This window comes from Roseateles sp. GW835-FHT13E02 (assembly GCF_058794035.1).
On the sequence record NZ_JBXAGJ010000012.1, the window covers coordinates 149185 to 164345 of the forward strand.

The following is a 15161-nucleotide window of genomic DNA, read 5'->3' on the forward strand; positions in this document are numbered from 1 at the left end:
GGGGTTCAATGCGGCAGCAGCTTCAGGCTCAAGCTGCGCGCGCCATCGGCAGCCGGTTGCAGCGCGGTTTCAAGCTCGGCCAGACGCTGGTCCACCCGGGCCGCATCGCAAGCCGCGGCACAGCGGATGTGCAGCCACAGGCCGTCACGATCGCGCGCCCCGGAGGGCATGCGCGAGGCGATCTCGACGCTCGCACCCAGGGCCTCCAGCTGCACGCTCAGGGCCTCGCTGAGATGGGCCATCTCGGCCACATCCCCCACCTTCCAGACGGCCACGGCGGCCTCTGGCGTCGGGGGCGCCCCGCGCCAGGCGCCCTCGGCACTCCCCGAGTCCTTCGACGACAGCAGCGGCCAGAGCAGCACACCACCCAACATGAACGAGGCGGCCAGGCCCCAGGCCCAGCGGCCGCCGCTGGGCTTGCTGTGGCGAAGCGGGCTGTGATTGGCCGACTCGGGCGGCGGATTCTTCAGCGCCGTCACCGCCGCGGGCTGCAGCTGCAGGCCGGCGCGAGCGCGAACCTCAGCCCAGTCCATGGCCGCGAGCGGCGGCTGCGGCAAGCGATCCAGGCCGCGGCGCAAGCGCTGGCCTTGCTGCCAGGCCTCCTGCGACTCACTTTCGGCAGCGCCTTCCGAGGGCGCCGGCCGCGGCCGGCCGGCCAGACCGTCCAGCCAATCGCCGGCCTGACGCAAGGCCTGCGCATCGGGCGTGCTGGCGTCCGGCGGAAGTTTGGGTGGGTGCTCAGCAGTCATGGCAGTCTTGCATCAAGGGCAGAAGTTTGGCCCGGCACTGGGCCAGGTAGACCGTGGTGGCGTGCTCGCTGCGACCGAGGCGCTGGGCCAGTTCGGCCCGGGTCCAGCCCTCCACGTAAGCCAGGTACAGGACCTCGGCCCGCTCGGGTTCCTGGGCCTGAAAACGTCGGAAAGCCCGCTGCACACAGTCGCTCAGATCATTGAGATGCGTGCTTTCGGAAAAGCTCAGGCCTGAGCCCAGGGTCAGGTCTTGCGCCACCGCGTCCTCGTCCGGCTCGGCCCCCAGCTGCAGGGGCTGCTGGCGGCGCAGATGGGCCCGCAAGGTGTTGCCGGCAATCTGCCAGAGCCAGGTCGAGAGCTGGGCCTCGCCGCGAAAGCCGGCCAGGCCGCGCAGGGCCGCGGCAAAACTGTCCTGCACCAGCTCATGGGCCAGGGCCTCGCTGCAGCCGCAGGTGCCCACGAAATAGCGCAGCAGGCGCGGATACCACTGCGGATACAGCGCGGCCAGATCGGCCTCACTGGCACCGGCACGCGAGGCCGATGCTTCTGGTTCATCCTCGGTGCGATCGAACATGGGGCTGGTTAGGATTCGGCCCGGGCGAGCCGGCGCCAGACGAGGGGCCGGCCAAGCAGCACGGCAACGGGACAAGAAAAATCGGGCACATGGGAGAACACCGCAGGCCGCGCCTCCAGCGCAACAATCAAAGCGTGCGAGGCGCAGGCTTGCGCTTCGCACGGGCGCTGACTGTAACCCTGAGTCTGCTCAGTTTCGGGCCCCTGCGGGCAAATCCCGAGGGCGCCTGTACGCGCGAGCCCGAGGCGCTGGCGCAGCAGCCCCACCCCGGCCTGGCGGCCATGAACCGCGAGGCCCTCAGCCTCGAGGCCCTGCCGGATCGCTACCGGCTCTACCAAGCCTGGGAAGACTGCGCCTGGCAGCTGATGCCCGATGAAGTGGCCGGCTACTCGCTCTGGGCTTTGCATGGCTATCGGCTCCATCAGGCCCTCCGCAAGCAGCCCGAGCTGCCCTTGCAGGAACTGCTGGACATCCACCGCCCCCACGAGACGCGGGCTGCGGCCTCAGGCGACGCTGAAGTCCGCATGCAGATGCTGCGCATGCTCTGGGGCAGCCTGCTGAACCAGGGGCGGCTCAGCGAGGCACAAAGCGTGCTGGCTGGCGAGATCCAGTCCCGGGTGCAGGTCCTGCGCGCTGCCGGACCCGGTGCCCGCAGCCCCGCCGCCCAGCGGGCCCAGGAGGAGCTGGTGAGCCTCAGCGAAAGCCTCTACGGCACCGTCGGCGCGCGGCCTCAGATGGAAGCCCTGGCCGAGACCCTGGCCCGGGAACTCGGCCCCGACGCGGCGCCGACCCTGATCCTCGCCAGGCCCTTGACGGCCTACCACCGGCGGCTCGGCCGCGTCGAGCAGGCCTGGCAGCTGATCGACACCGCCTACCAGCGCGCTCGCGCGGCACACGCCGGCGACGAGCGCCTGCTACGCCTGCTGCAGAGCGAGCGCTCCATCGTGATGTACGAGCGCGGCCAGGTGATGGAGGCGATCCGCGAGCACGAACAGGTGGTGGCCTACTGGGAGGCCGAGCAGGCCGCCGGCCGGCCCGCCTGGATGCGCCTGGGCCGGGCCTACAACAATGTGGTGCGATTCAGCCATGCCGCGGGCGACTACCCACGGGTGCTGCAAGTGGCCGAGAAGGCCTCACACAGCCCTGGCCTGGCCTTCGGCCTGGTGCATGCCGAGGCCCTGCCGACACGGCTGTACGAACAGCTGGCCCGCCACCATCTGGGTGATGCGCAGGCGCTGGCACGGGGTCGGGACATTGTCGAGGGCGAGGGATTCGGCAGCAACTACACCCTGTTCTTTTCCGAAGCCCTGCTGCCTCTGGCCGAACGCGAGGGTGACACCGAGCTCATGCGCTGGGCCGCAGGCGAGGTCGAGCGCATCGTGACCAAGCACAGCACACCGCTGCAAAGCAACCGCGCCATCCTGCACCTGGCCCGGGCACGGCTGGAGCCTAGCCTGCGCGCCTGGCACCAGTGGCGCGCCCTGGCCCTGGGGGCCATGGGCCGCAGCCCGGCCCATGAATCCCAAGCCTTGTTCGAGAACGCCCAGCGCCTCAGCGCAAGCCAGCCCCGCCTAGCCCTGGTCTTCTACAAGCTCGGTGCCCTGGCCTTGCGACGTTTGCGCAGCGATTTGCCGCAAGACAGCGCCGACCTGCAGCGCGCCGGTCTGGCCCGCTACGAGCACCATCTGCGGGCCTGGGTCGAGCTGCTGATCGACCAAGGCCGCTTCAAGGACAGCGAGGCGGCGCTGGCCTTTCTGCAGGAGGAAGAACGCGGCGAGCTGCTGCGCGGCGGGCGCCGCAGCGCCAGCGCGGCAGACGGCCGCCTGCGCTTGACCGCGCCCGAACAGCGCTGGCAGCTGGCCCTGGCCGAGCTGGGCCGCGAGCTGCGCCAGACCTCCGACCGCATCGACAGCGAGATCGAGCAGACCGTGGGCCTGCTGGACCGCACAAGCGTGCACTCGCAAGCCGCCCAGACCGCGCTGGACGCGGCCGTGCAGAAGCTGCGCCAGCTGGCGGACGAGGGCGCCGAGCCGGCTGAACCCACTGAGGCCGATCCGGCCGCGCGCCACGGGCCGGCCCTGTCGCCCGGCCATGCCCGCCTCAGCTACCTCTTCTTGCGCGACGCGCGGCTGAGCTTGCGGGTGCAAGCCGCCGGCCAGCCCGCCCGCCATCTGCAGCTGCCCCTGACGCGCACCGCCCTGGCACGGCAGACCCTGGCCCTGCGCCACTGCCTGGAGCGCCGCTGCGAGCAAGACCTGACCCTCTCGCAGGCGCTCTACCAGGCCGTGATGGCACCCGCCCTGCGACTGCTGCCGGTTTCAGCGAAGCCCCAGCACCTGGACATCGCCGCCGATGATGTGCTGCGTTACCTGCCTTTTGCCGCCCTGCACGATGGCCAGCGCTACCTGGTCGAACGCTTCAGCCTGAGCATGGACAGCGGCCTGCCGGACGCCAAGGAGGCAGCCGCCCAGCCGCGCCAGGGCGCGCTGGGCCTGGGCCGCAGCCTGGCCAGCGAGGACGGCCGCCTGGCGCCCTTGCCCGCCGTGCGGCGGGAGCTGGCAGCGCTGCAACAGCACACCGGTGCGCAGCTGCGCCTGGACCCGGACTTCACCGCCGAGAGCCTGCAGGCCGCGCTGGAAGCCGGCCCGGCCCTGGTGCACCTGGCCAGCCATTTCGTGCTCGACCCGGCCGGGCGTGAACAGTCCTATCTGCTGCTGGGTGACGGTCAGCGGCTGAACCTGGTGGAGCTGGGCCGCTTGCCCTGGGCCGGCGTGCAGCTGGCCGTGCTCTCGGCCTGCGAGACCGCCCTGGTGCTGGACGACAGCACCACCAGCCGCCGCGGCCGCGGCCGCGAATGGCTAGGCCTGGCCGCCACCTTGCGCGGGGCCGGCGTGCAGCAGCTGATGGCCACCCAATGGCGCGTGGCCGACGACAGCACGGCCGATTGGCTGAGCACTTTCTACGCCCAGCCCCCCTGGCAAGCCCCGTCGTCACGGGCCCGGGCCCGTGCTACGCTGAACCCCGCGCTGCTGGCCCTGGCCCAGCGTCGCTGGTTGCAGCTGTACCGCGGCCAGGCCCGCGCCCACCCGCATTTCTGGGCCGCTTTCACCTGGGTTCACTGATCGAATTCGCCGTGCCCTGCTCTGCCCTGCTGCCGACCTTGCCGACCCGCCGCCGCTGCCTGCTCGCCCTGGCGGGCTTGAGCCTCGGCGCGCTGCCAGCCCACGCCGCCGCGCCCGCCAGCCTGCCGGCCCTGGACCGGGCCCTGCTGGTGGGCGTCTCGCGCTACCCGGCTTTGCCGACCCGCCTCTGGCTGCGCGGCCCGGACAATGATGTGGCCCTGATGCAAGAGCTGCTGCGCAGCCAGGGTATGGAAGCCGCCAAGCTCCAGGTCCTCAGCGGCGCGCCCCGCCGGGCCGACATTCTGCAAGCCATGGAAGACCTGGCCCGGCAGGCCCGGGCGGGCGAGCGCCTGCTGTTCTATTTCTCGGGCCACGGCAGCCAGCAAGCCCAGCCCGCCGATGCCCGCTGGCCGGAGGCCGATGGCCTGGACGAAGTGCTGCTGCCCGCCGATGTACAGGCCTGGAATGGCGAAGGCGCCGGCGGCCAGATCCCCAATGCCTTGCTCGACGACGAGATCGGCGACTGGATCGACCGCCTGGTCGACCGCGGCGCCCAGGTCTGGGCCGTCTTCGACACCTGCCACGCCGCCGGCATGGCGCGCAGCGACAGCGGCGAGCCCAGCCCCGGCCCGCGCGTGCGCGCCCTGCATCCGGCCGAGCTCGGCCTGACCCTGGGCCATGCGCGCAGCAGCGCTGCAGACGCGAAGGCAGCGCGCGCGCCCGGCCGTTTCGGCAGCCCGCGCAGCGACGGCCGCACCCTGCTCTTCGCCGGCCGCAGCCACGAGCGGGTGCGCGAGGAATGGATGCCCAAGGGCGGCAGCCTGGCCAGCACCCGCCTGCACGGCGTCTTCACCTGGCACCTGGCCCAGCTGCTGCGCCAGCAAGGCTGGCAGGACGGCGAGCGCCTGATCGAGCTGGTGCGCCAGCGCTTTCTGGCCGAGCAGCGACTCAGCCCCGTGCCCATGCTGCTGGGTCAGCGGCGCTGAACGAAAGCCTGGCGCGCCCGGCGCTTTCGCTGCAGGCCATGACGCCCGCCAGGCCTTGGTATTTGTCCACTTCTTCAGTGACATCCAGGGGTTTACCCACCCATCATCCACGGGGGTGGCGCGTTACTTCTGGATACAAGATCGAGAGAATTCCGCAGGTCATACCACTTCAAGACCGGGAGTCTGCTCATGAGGAAATTTCTGATCCGTCTGGCCGCCAGCGCCGCCTTGGCCGCCGCCGCCCTGCATGCCCAAGCGGCTGTCGTCACCGGCACCCTGAACGGCTGGCAGGATTCGAGCTACAACACACAAATTGGTGATGGCAGCAACTTCATCAAGATCGAATGGTCTTGGGCCACCAATCACTTCGGCTACTTCTACTCGGTGGACTTCGGTGGTGACTTTCAGGTGGCTGTGGCCACCGGCGTGACCAACATCAACCAGATCACCGACGCCAGCATCTTCAATTACGGCGCCTACGCGACCCCAGCCTTGGGCGACGGCGATGTCCACAATGGCGTCGGCAGCTTCGTGGTCTGGAAGAGCAGCGACCAGCGCTATGGCGTGCTGCGCATCGATCACATCCATGATTACAAACTGGACGGCACCTGGTGGTACCAGGGCGACGGCTCGGGCAACTTCAACACCCAGGGCAACCAGGTGCCCGAGCCAGGCAGCCTGGCGCTGGGCCTGCTGGCACTGGGCCTGCTGCCCCTGGGTACGCGCCGCGCGCGCACCGCCGCACGCTGAAACGAAAGGAGGTCGGCTCGGCGCTTTTCGGCCGATCTCCGGCGGCCCGCTTGCCGCACAATGATTGCATCCGGCCTCCGTCGTGGCCGGCCCCCGATGCCGGATGCCCGAAGAGTCCACGCCGCCGCCCCCTTCTGAGCTGCCAAGCTCCCGCCTGGCCGGGCTGCTGACGCTCGGCCCTTTCGCGGCCATCGGCCTGGTGCTGGTGATGCTCTGGGGCTTTGTGGTCTGGTTCACCCTGTTCTACCCAGCTCAGCTGCTGCAGGACCAGCGCAGCGAGATGGCCAGTGCCACCGAGGCCGCAGCGGCGCAGACCGAGGCCGTGTTCCGCGACGCCGAGCGCAGCCTGCGCACCATCGATTTGTGGCTGCTGACCCGCGGTCAGCGCGAGCCTCTGGCCGATGTCTCCCTGGCCCAGCTGGCCGACACCTTGCGTGAGACCTCGCGTGGCATGGTCGATGTGCTTCTGCTGGATGCCCAGGGCCTGGCCTTCCGCATCCCGGCCATCAGCGGCCAGCCGGCGGCCGACTTGTCACAGCAGCAGGCCTACCTCGCCCTGCTGGCCGACCATGCAGAGGCCAAGCCTGTGCTCGGTCTGCCTTTGCGCCTGCGCGCGAATGGGCCCATGCAGATTCCCATGCTGATGCGTCTGAGCGCCAGTGACTCTGGCCTGCCCATGGCCGTGGCCTTGATTGATTTGACCCGCCTGCAGCGCCTGCATGGCTTCTTCGCCCGTGGTCCGGCCGCCGCGGTGACCCTGTTGCGCGCGGACGGCGTGGCGCTGTCGCGCGTGCCCGAACTGCCCGGCTTCATCGGCCGGGATGTGTTCGCCGATCGGCCTGAGCGCCGCGCTGGCTTCAGCGGCCGCGAGGGCTTTTTTGCCACCAGCGGCGCGGCCAGCGACGGCCAGCCGCGCCACGGCGCCTACCGCAGCCTCGACGTCTTCGGCCTGCAGCTGCTGGTCTCGCAGGGCGACAACGCGGCGCTGGCGCGGCACCGGATCGAACGCCTGGTGGTGATCGGTTTCAGCGTCGTGGTCAGCGGCCTGGCCTTGCTGATGACGGCGGTCTTGGCGCGCACGCAAAGGCGCGTGCGCCTGGAAGAGGCGTTCCAGCGCGCCGCCAGCGATGCCTCCCCCCTGGGCCTGTTCCGCTGCGATCAGAGCGGCCGCATGGTCTACGCCAACCCGACCTATCTGCAATTGCAAGGCCTGCGCGAAGATCAGCTGGCCTGGGGCTGGCTGGAGCTGCAAGCGCCGGAGCGGCGCGAACGCGTGCGCAGCAACTGGCTGGAGATGATCCGGCGCGGCGAGGGCCTCAAGGCCTTCAGCCGCATCCAGCGCCCCGATGGACAGCGCCGCCTGCTGGCCGTGCGCACCGCGCCGCTGCGCCTGGATGGCAAGCTGCAGGGTCAGGTCGGCACGGTCGAGGACATCACCGAGCTGGCCGAGCAGCAGCGCGCCGCCCGCACCCTGAACGCCATCTTTGCCCTGACGCCCGATTACGTCTGCCAGCTGGATCAGAACCACCGCCTGATCTACATGAACCCGGCCGCCCGCCAGCGCCTGGGCGTGCCCATGGACAGCGATCTCAGCGACACGACCTACACCGACTTCTTCGCCCCCGGCGGCGCTGAACGCTTCCGTGAGGAGATCCTGCCCGCCGTGCTGGCCCAGGGCCAGTGGCAGGGCCAGGGCACGGTGCTCGACGGCCAACGCCAGCCCGTGCCCTGCATGGCCACCGTCTTGCTGCACCGCAAGGCCAGCGGCGCGGTGGAGACGCTCTCGGTCATCCTGCGCGACATCTCGGCCGATGTGCGCGCCCAGCGTGAGCGCCAGCGTACCGAGGCCATGATGCGGGCCATTGCCCAGACCTCGCAGGCCATGATCTCGGTGCTCGATCTGGAAGCCCGTTTCCTGTTCTTCAACCAGGCCTTCGAGCGGCGCTACAACGTCCGCCGCGAGGCCTGGCTGGGCCGCCATGTGGCCGAGCTGCTGGGCGACGAGGAGTACCAGGCGCGCCGCCCGGCCATCGAGCGGGCGCTGCAAGGCCTGGCCACCCAGCTCGAGCGGGTTTATGACCGCAGCACGGCCCAGGCCGCCGATGCCCGCTCGCAGGCCACGAGCGAGGACATGGCCCTGGTGCTGCAGCTGCGCTACGCACCGCTGCGCAGCGAGAGCGAGGCCATCGAAGGCGTGATCTGCATCGCCCACGATGTGACCGAGGCGCGGCGTGAAGAGCAGCGCCTGCGTGACGCCTCGCAAACCTGCCCCCTGACCCAGCTGCTCAACCGGCGCGGTTTCAACAAGAAGGCGCAAGACCTGTTCGATGCCGTCAGCACCCGGCGCAGCAGCGGCTATGCCGCCCTGCTCTACCTGGATCTGGACCGTTTCAAGCCGGTCAATGACCAGCATGGCCACCCGGTCGGCGATGCCCTGCTCAAGGCCGTGGCCGGGCGCCTGCGCCATGTGCTGCGGCCGCAAGACCTGGTGGCACGCCTGGGCGGGGACGAGTTCGCCGTGCTGCTGCCAGGCCTGCAAGATCCAGGCGCCGCGCGCATCGTGGCCGAGAAAATCATCCAGGCCATCGGCGCGCCCTTCCGCATCGAGCAGCTGGAACTGCACATCGGCATCAGCGTGGGCTTTTGCATCAGCCCCAACCACCGCCTGCTGCTCGAGCCCATGGTGGCCGAGGCCGATGCCAAGCTCTACGAAGCCAAACGCGCCGGCCGCAACTGCGCGCGCGGCAATCTCGACCAGCTGGGCTGAGGCGGCGCGCCAGCCTCAGCCACGCGCCGGCGCCCGCAGGCGCAGCAAGGCGGTCTGCAGCACGCGGGCATCGGCGCTGGCGCGGTGGCGGTCGAGCTGGAGCTCTTCGCGCACCTGTTCGCGCAGCTGATGCCAGCAGGCCGCCTCGGCCTCGCTGAGCAGGCAGCGCAAATCCTGCAAATGGAAGGCCGGCGTCATGTCCGCGCTGTCGAACAGCCGCGCCAACCAGGAGTAGTCATGGGCCCAGGCGTCGCAGTAGACCGTCTGGCCCGCCAGGCGCTCGTTGATCTGGGCCGCCACCCAAGCGGGCGGCTTGCCGTGGCGGCGCAGGATCTCGCGGCTGATGCCGTGCACCAGTTCGGCACTCGGGTCCCAGTGCTGCCAGTCGGGCTCGGGCTGGATCAGCGAGCAAAAGACCGTGCCGCTGGGCTCGACAAAGCCCACCTCGATGGGGTAGCTGCCGCGGCCAAAGCCCGAGGCCTCCACATCCAGGATGGCGGGGGCTCGCAGGGCCAGGGGGCTGGGGCTGTGCAGGACCGCGGTCATGCCGCAGTGTAGGCCGCGGCGGCCGGAATTCAGACAGGGTTGTCGAGCACCTGCTCGCGCTCGAACAGCTCGATGGCGACGCGACCGACCTGCTGGGTGTCGTAGAAGGCGTAGGCGCTGACCGCCGCCGCGCCCAGCACGGGCACCCAGCGCGAGACGGTCTTCTGCAGCAGCTTCTCGCCCAGCTTGGCGCCCAACTGGCCGGCCACGCGCTGCAGCAGCGCGGTGGTGGCCGGCCGCACCAGCCAGCGCCCGCCCACCCGCACGGCCAAGTCACGCACCGCCTGGGCGGCCGTGTGGCGGAACAGGCAGTACAGCATCTGCGCCTGGCCCAGCTCGGCCGTGCGGCCGTAGAGCGCAGCAATATCGGCCACCAGCTGGGACTGGATGCGCCAGACTGCCAGCATCTCAGGCAACACCGTGAGCCAACCCAGCGGACCGGGCGGCAGGGCCAGAGAGCCAGCCGCCAGCGCCGCCTTGGCCGCGGCCTCGCCGGTGGCCTGGCGCGCGGCATCGGCCGGGCGCATGCTGGGCAGGGCTTGCGACTCCGGCCGCTGCGCCACCAGGCTGAGCACCGCCTGGGCGATGCGATCGGGCAGGCCATCGCCCGCGGGCGGGATCATCAAGGGACCGCCGCCGCTCATGCCAGCACCTCGCCGCGCACGCCGCCCACGCCTCGCAAAGGACAGGCCGGCTGCGGCGCCTGCAGCTGGGCCAGCAACTCGGCGCGCAGACCTTGCAAGCCGGCAATGCGGGCATCGATCTCTTGCAGCTTGCGCGCCAGCACAGCCTGCAGCTCATCCGCCGTGGCGGCCGGCTGCGCATCCGTCACCCGGGGCAGGTCGGCCTCGATCTCGGCCAGGCTGAAGCCCAGGCCCTGGGCCATGCGCACATAGCCCAGCCAGCGCACGGCCTCGGGCGGGTAGTCGCGATAGCCGTTGTCGCTGCGGCGGGCGCGAAGCAAGCCGCGCTTTTCGTAGAAGCGCAAGGTGTCCCGGCTCAAGCCGGTGCGGGCGGAGAGTTCACCGATCTGCATGGCGGATGGAGGGTGGGTTCACAAGGTCGGAGAAAAAAGGCGGAGGCCAGGGCTTGACCCTGGAGCGTACTCCAGGCCCGAGGCTGCGGCCCTGGCTGTGGAGATGGGCCTGTCGCGCCCGGCTTCAAGCCTGCCCTTCTCACTTTCAAGCTCCTGGAGATTCCATGGTTCCGACCTTTGACCTGAACACCCGCTGGCCGCGCTTCCAGGCGCAGCCCTACCTCCGCCTGGTGCGCGCCAGCGCGCTCTACGACCTGCTGCTCACCACCGGTTTTGCCACGCCCTGGACCCTGGCCTGGCTGCTGCCCCAGCTCTCCGCGCTGAACCAGGCCCTGGGTGGCCAGGCCTTCCCGGCCTTCGGCCCCTTGCAGGCCTTGTTCTGCCATCTGATGGGCAGCCTGGTCGCGGTCTGGTCGCTGCTGCGCCTGTGGCGACCGCAGATCCATCTGGGCCGCTTCGATGCCGCTGCCCGCGCACTGTTCTCGCTCTGGATGGCCCATGCCTGGTGGCAGACCCAGGCGCCGCTGCTGCTGCTGTTCCTGGGCCCCGAGCTGCTCTGGGGCTTGGCCCAGGCCTGGCCGCTGCGGCCTGCGCAGCCAGAGAGCCAATAAAACCTATCAAAACAATCATTTATCAAGCGGAGACGGCGGAGACGGCGCACGCCGCCCGCTTCGACGAGAAAAAGCCCACAGGCATTGGCCCGCAACGAAGGAGCGGCAAATCCACGAGGCGACAAATCGCTAAATTCGTGCAATCCATCACCTAGTATTTTTATCATTTGTAGTGAAATATCAGCCAGCACATCGACACCAACGCTCCCGTTGTCCGCCTTCGCAGGCGCTGGCCGAGATGTCCAGGACGAGGCCCAGGCACCCCCAAACCACACCGTGGTGCCGAGCATCCCATCAAGCCCATTTCAAGGAGTTACGTCATGGCCCTGGTCACCAAACCACGCGAAACCGTCAGCGCCCCTGCCCTCACCCCCGGCTTGGTCAAAGGCATCACCAAGACCATGACGCGCGATGCCGAAGCCAACCGCAAGCGCGCCCGCACCCTGGCCAAGCAGCAGCAGGCGGCCGAACGTGTGGCCAGCGCCTCGACCCAGCTCTCGGCCGGTATCAACGAAGCCGCCTCGGCCTCGGAAGAACTCAAGCGCGCCGCCGACCAGATCGCCAGCGGCGCCGAGGAAGCCTCGGGCGCCGCCCAGGAATCGCTGGCCGCCATCACCCAGGTGGTGGGTTCGCTGAGCCGCCAGATGACGGCCTGCACCCAGGCCCGCCAGAAGGCCGAGGGCATGCGCGACATGTCCGGTCGAGTCAATCAGGAAGTCAAGGCCACCATCAGCGCCGTTGGCGTGGCCGCCCAGCGCCAGGCCAGCTCGGTGCAGATGATGGCCGAGCTGGAACGCCAGGCCGCCAACATCGGCGACATCGTCAAGGCCGTGGCCCGCATCGCCGACCAGACCAACTTGCTGGCCCTGAACGCCGCCATCGAAGCCGCCCGAGCCGGCCAGCACGGCAAGGGCTTTGCCGTCGTTGCCGACGAGGTGCGCACCCTGGCCGAGACCAGCGAGAAAAGCGCCAAGCAGATCCAGGACCTGGTCGGCCAGATCCAGGGTGAGGTCGGCGTGATCGCCGAGGGCATCAACCAGTCGGCCGACGCGGTGCAATCCGAGGTCGAGAAGAGCGAGCAAATCCTGCAGCAGCTGGCCCGCATCGCCCAGGACGCGGCCGACATCGTCTCCGGCGCCGTCGAGATTGCCAGCGCCGCCAGCCAGAGCAGCACCGCGGCCAACCAGGCGCTCAAGGGCGCCGAGCAGATCGCCGCCGCTGCGACCGAGCAGTCCTCGGCCTGCGAAGAGGCCGCCAAGACCGTGCAGGAGCAAAGCGCCGCACTCGAAGAATGCGAGCAGACGGCGCAGAACCTGTCGGAGATCGCCGAAGAGCTGAAGAGCTCGACCGACATCGCCAAGAGCGCCGAAGAGGTGGCCTCGGCCGCCGAGGAGCTGTCCAGCGCCGTGGCCGAAATCACCCGCGCCGCCAACCAGATCATGGTGGCCCTGGAGCAGATCCGCAAAGGCGCACAAAGCCAGGCCAGCGCCACCACCGAATCGGCCGCCGCCGTCAGCCAGATCAGCCGTGGCGCCCAGATCGCCGACGAGCGCGCCACCGAAGCCAGCCAGCGTGCCGCCGCCATCCGCAGCCTGATGGGTGAGAACAAGCAGAACATCGACCGCCTGGTGCAGACCATCAGCGGCAGCGTCGAGGCCACGCGCGCCAGCATGAAGCAGATCAAGGAGCTGGAGCTGGTCAGCCGCAAGATCGACAAGATCGTCGATGCGATCACCCAGGTCTCCATCCAGACCAATATGCTGGCCGTCAACGGCAGCATCGAAGCCGCGCGCGCCGGCGAGTACGGCAAGGGCTTTGTGGTGGTAGCCACCGACATCCGCAATCTGGCCCATGACTCGGCCGAGAACGCCGACCGCATCAAGGACCTGGTCAAGAGCATCCAGGACCAGATCAGCGCCGTCGGCCGCGACCTCAGCGATCTGATGAGCGCCGGCCTGGCCGAGGTCGAGAAGACCCGCGCCATCACCGCCAACCTCGAAGCCATGGAAAAAGACGTGGCCCAGGTCGAGCAAGGCAACCAGGAAGCGGTGGCCAGCGCCCGCGAGATCAGCACCGCCATGCAGCAGGTCAAGATCGCCGTGGACCAGGTCTCGGCCGCGGCCCAGCAGTCCGAGAAGGCGGCCGAGCAGGCCGCCAGCGCCGCCCGCCAGCAAGCCCAGGGTGCCGACGAACTGAGCGCGGCCATCGAGGAAATCTCCTCCCTGGCCGACGAGCTGCAAAGCAACTGAGCCCGCAGCCCACGCGCCCAGGCATCAAGGAGTCGCCGTGAATCTCAAACACCCCCACCCGGACGGCGAGCCCACGCGCGCCGACGCGGGCAGCCCGGCCAGCGATGGCAGCGCCGACCGCCAGTTCGTCACCTTCAGCGTGGCCGGCGAGATGTTTGCCGTGCCAATGGACCCGGTGCAGGAAATCATCCGCCTGCCCGAGGTGGCCCAGCTGCCGCTGGCGCCCCATGCCCTGGAGGGCCTGGCCAATCTGCGCGGCCGGGTCCTGCCCATCATCAGCCTGCGCACCCTGTTCGGCGCCGAGCGCCGCGAGGCCGACGACGCCACCCGCGCCCTGGTCATCAACCTGGGCCAGGCCCTGGGCTTCATCGTCGACCACGTGGCCAGCGTCGTCAATGTGGAGCCCTCGCAGATCCAGCCGGCCCACGCGATCCAGAGCGTGGTCCGAACCGAGTACCTGAGCGGATTGATCCAGCAGGAGCGCCCCGAGGGCGGCACCCAGCTGCTGTTGATCCTGGATTTCGAACGCCTGGTGCAGGCCCAGTTCGGGGGCCTGCAGTCCGCCGGTCAGCTGCGCCGCGAAACGCGCGACGGCCGCAGCGGCGACACGCCCGCGCCCCAGGTCGCCACCGAGGTCGGCCACAACGCCGACAGCGAATGCAGCCCGGCCGACAAGCAGGGCGGCGAGGACCTGCGCCTGGTCAGCTTCACCGTGGCCGGCCAGGAGTACGGCATCTCGATCAACGATGTACAGGAGATCGTGCAGCTGCCCGAGCACATCACCAGCCTGCCCAATGCCCCCGTGCATGTCAGCGGCCTGATCTCGCTGCGCCGCCGCCTGCTGCCCCTGCTCGACCTGCGCAGCCTGTTCGGCCTGGGCAGCATCGCCGCCGATGAACACCACCGCATCGTCGTGGTGGCCCTGCCGCCGGCCGGCACTGGCACGGAGCCGGCCCTGGTCGGCCTGATCACCGACACCGTCAAGGAAGTGATCCATGTGCCGCGCCGTCAGAACGAACCCATGCCCGGCATCCTGGCCCGCGATGTGCAGATGCAGGAGTTCGCCTCCATCTGCCGCCTGGACGACGGCCGGCGGCTGGTCTCGGTGATTTCCACCCAGGCCCTGCTCGGTCTCGACGCCGTGCAGGAAGCCGCGGCCCTGCAACTGGGCTCCGACCCCCATGCCGCCACAGCCGAAACCTCTGCGGAGAATGAAATGCATCGCAGCCTGAGCCAAGCCGTCCAGCTGGAGCAGCAAGAGGAGCTGCAAGTCGTGATTTTCCGCCTCGGCGCCGAGGAATTCGGCGTGCCCATCATGAGCGTGCAGGAGATCGTGCGCGTGCCCGAGTTGCTGACCCGGGTGCCCAAGACCCCGTCCTATGTCGAGGGCGTGATCAATCTGCGCGGCACGGTACTGCCGGTGATCGACCAGCGCAGCCGCCTGGGCATGGCCACGCTGGAGCGCAACGACCGCCAGCGCATCATGGTCTTCATGGTCGACGGCATGCGCACCGGCTTCATCGTTGACTCGGTGGCCGAGGTGCTGCGCATCAACCGCCAGAGCGTGGCCCCGGCTCCGGCCCTGAGCGCCGAGCAGGGGCGCCTGATCACCCAGGTGGCCAAGCTGAACGACAACAAGCGCCTGGTGATGCTGATCGACCAGCGCCAGCTGCTCGATGCCGGCGAAAGCCTGGCCATGCAGGAGGCCTTCGACTCGGCCCCGGCCGCCCTGCCGGAACTGGCCCGGGCCGCCTGAGCGAGCGCCGCCCGA

The 15161-nt window shown here is 69.6% G+C and carries 12 protein-coding genes; 7 read left to right on the top strand and 5 right to left on the bottom strand.

Translation table 11 applies throughout. From position 1 onward, the window contains the following. Positions 1-5: 5 nt before the first annotated feature. Together AC1Q6P_RS13640 and AC1Q6P_RS13645 are read right to left on the bottom strand one after the other, a co-directional pair. On the bottom strand, positions 6-749 hold the full coding sequence (locus AC1Q6P_RS13640; protein ID WP_492664385.1) for a hypothetical protein: 744 nt from the start codon (positions 747-749) through the stop codon (positions 6-8). After that, positions 739-1323 (bottom strand): RNA polymerase sigma factor, encoded by a 585-nt coding sequence (locus tag AC1Q6P_RS13645; protein ID WP_492664386.1) that lies wholly within the window; start codon positions 1321-1323, stop codon positions 739-741. The genes AC1Q6P_RS13640 and AC1Q6P_RS13645 overlap by 11 nt, the downstream gene beginning before the upstream one ends. Before the next feature lie 134 nt (positions 1324-1457). On the opposite strand from AC1Q6P_RS13645, the gene AC1Q6P_RS13650 reads away from it, so the two are divergent. The 4 genes from AC1Q6P_RS13650 (at position 1458) to AC1Q6P_RS13665 (ending at position 8948) form a co-directional block, all read left to right on the top strand. Beyond that, positions 1458-4445 (top strand): CHAT domain-containing protein, encoded by a 2988-nt coding sequence (locus AC1Q6P_RS13650; protein ID WP_492664387.1) that lies wholly within the window; start codon positions 1458-1460, stop codon positions 4443-4445. 11 nt (positions 4446-4456) lie between these two features. Continuing rightward, the gene (locus AC1Q6P_RS13655; RefSeq protein ID WP_492664388.1) at positions 4457-5431 is read left to right on the top strand and encodes a caspase family protein; all 975 of its coding nucleotides are present in this window, start codon (positions 4457-4459) and stop codon (positions 5429-5431) included. Between the two features lie 189 nt (positions 5432-5620). Beyond that, entirely contained in the window at positions 5621-6181 is a 561-nt protein-coding gene (locus AC1Q6P_RS13660; protein ID WP_492664389.1) for a hypothetical protein, read from the top strand. Positions 6182-6284: 103 nt separating this feature from the next. Next, a complete protein-coding gene (locus tag AC1Q6P_RS13665; protein WP_492664390.1) occupies positions 6285-8948 on the top strand; it encodes a diguanylate cyclase domain-containing protein in 2664 nt (887 codons plus the stop codon). Positions 8949-8963: 15 nt separating this feature from the next. On the opposite strand, the gene AC1Q6P_RS13670 is transcribed toward AC1Q6P_RS13665, so the two are convergent. From AC1Q6P_RS13670 to AC1Q6P_RS13680, 3 genes are read right to left on the bottom strand one after another with little or no spacing between them, the layout of a single operon-like run. After that, positions 8964-9494 (bottom strand): 3'-5' exonuclease, encoded by a 531-nt coding sequence (locus AC1Q6P_RS13670; protein WP_492664391.1) that lies wholly within the window; start codon positions 9492-9494, stop codon positions 8964-8966. A gap of 29 nt (positions 9495-9523) precedes the next feature. Beyond that, complete coding sequence (locus AC1Q6P_RS13675) at positions 9524-10138, bottom strand: hypothetical protein (RefSeq protein WP_492664392.1); 615 nt, start codon at positions 10136-10138, stop codon at positions 9524-9526. After that, positions 10135-10530 carry a MerR family transcriptional regulator gene (locus AC1Q6P_RS13680; RefSeq protein WP_492664393.1) on the bottom strand — a complete coding sequence of 132 codons (396 nt, stop codon included), beginning with the start codon at positions 10528-10530 and terminating at the stop codon, positions 10135-10137. Before AC1Q6P_RS13680 ends, AC1Q6P_RS13675 begins: the two co-directional genes overlap by 4 nt. 164 nt (positions 10531-10694) lie before the next feature. Here AC1Q6P_RS13680 and AC1Q6P_RS13685 point away from each other — a divergent pair, with 164 nt between their 5' ends. The 3 genes from AC1Q6P_RS13685 to AC1Q6P_RS13695 all read left to right on the top strand — a co-directional run bounded on the left by AC1Q6P_RS13685 (position 10695) and on the right by AC1Q6P_RS13695 (position 15146). Next, positions 10695-11141, top strand: coding sequence for a hypothetical protein (locus tag AC1Q6P_RS13685; RefSeq protein ID WP_492664394.1), 447 nt, complete (start codon positions 10695-10697; stop codon positions 11139-11141). 320 nt (positions 11142-11461) lie between these two features. After that, complete coding sequence (locus AC1Q6P_RS13690; RefSeq protein ID WP_492664395.1) at positions 11462-13390, top strand: methyl-accepting chemotaxis protein; 1929 nt, start codon at positions 11462-11464, stop codon at positions 13388-13390. Between the two features lie 37 nt (positions 13391-13427). Then, positions 13428-15146, top strand: coding sequence for a chemotaxis protein CheW (locus tag AC1Q6P_RS13695; RefSeq protein ID WP_492664396.1), 1719 nt, complete (start codon positions 13428-13430; stop codon positions 15144-15146). Positions 15147-15161 lie beyond the last annotated feature (15 nt).

Excerpts from the sequence above, each read along its gene's own strand:
- AC1Q6P_RS13665 (WP_492664390.1), top strand. The coding sequence starts at position 6,285 with ATGCCCGAAGAGTCCACGCCGCCGCCCCCTTCTGAGCTGCCAAGCTCC.
- AC1Q6P_RS13670 (WP_492664391.1), bottom strand. The coding sequence starts at position 9,494 with ATGACCGCGGTCCTGCACAGCCCCAGCCCCCTGGCCCTGCGAGCCCCC.
- AC1Q6P_RS13640 (WP_492664385.1), bottom strand. The coding sequence starts at position 749 with ATGACTGCTGAGCACCCACCCAAACTTCCGCCGGACGCCAGCACGCCC.
- AC1Q6P_RS13645 (WP_492664386.1), bottom strand. The coding sequence starts at position 1,323 with ATGTTCGATCGCACCGAGGATGAACCAGAAGCATCGGCCTCGCGTGCC.
- AC1Q6P_RS13680 (WP_492664393.1), bottom strand. The coding sequence starts at position 10,530 with ATGCAGATCGGTGAACTCTCCGCCCGCACCGGCTTGAGCCGGGACACC.
- AC1Q6P_RS13690 (WP_492664395.1), top strand. The coding sequence starts at position 11,462 with ATGGCCCTGGTCACCAAACCACGCGAAACCGTCAGCGCCCCTGCCCTC.
- AC1Q6P_RS13685 (WP_492664394.1), top strand. The coding sequence starts at position 10,695 with ATGGTTCCGACCTTTGACCTGAACACCCGCTGGCCGCGCTTCCAGGCG.
- AC1Q6P_RS13660 (WP_492664389.1), top strand. The coding sequence starts at position 5,621 with ATGAGGAAATTTCTGATCCGTCTGGCCGCCAGCGCCGCCTTGGCCGCC.
- AC1Q6P_RS13675 (WP_492664392.1), bottom strand. The coding sequence starts at position 10,138 with ATGAGCGGCGGCGGTCCCTTGATGATCCCGCCCGCGGGCGATGGCCTG.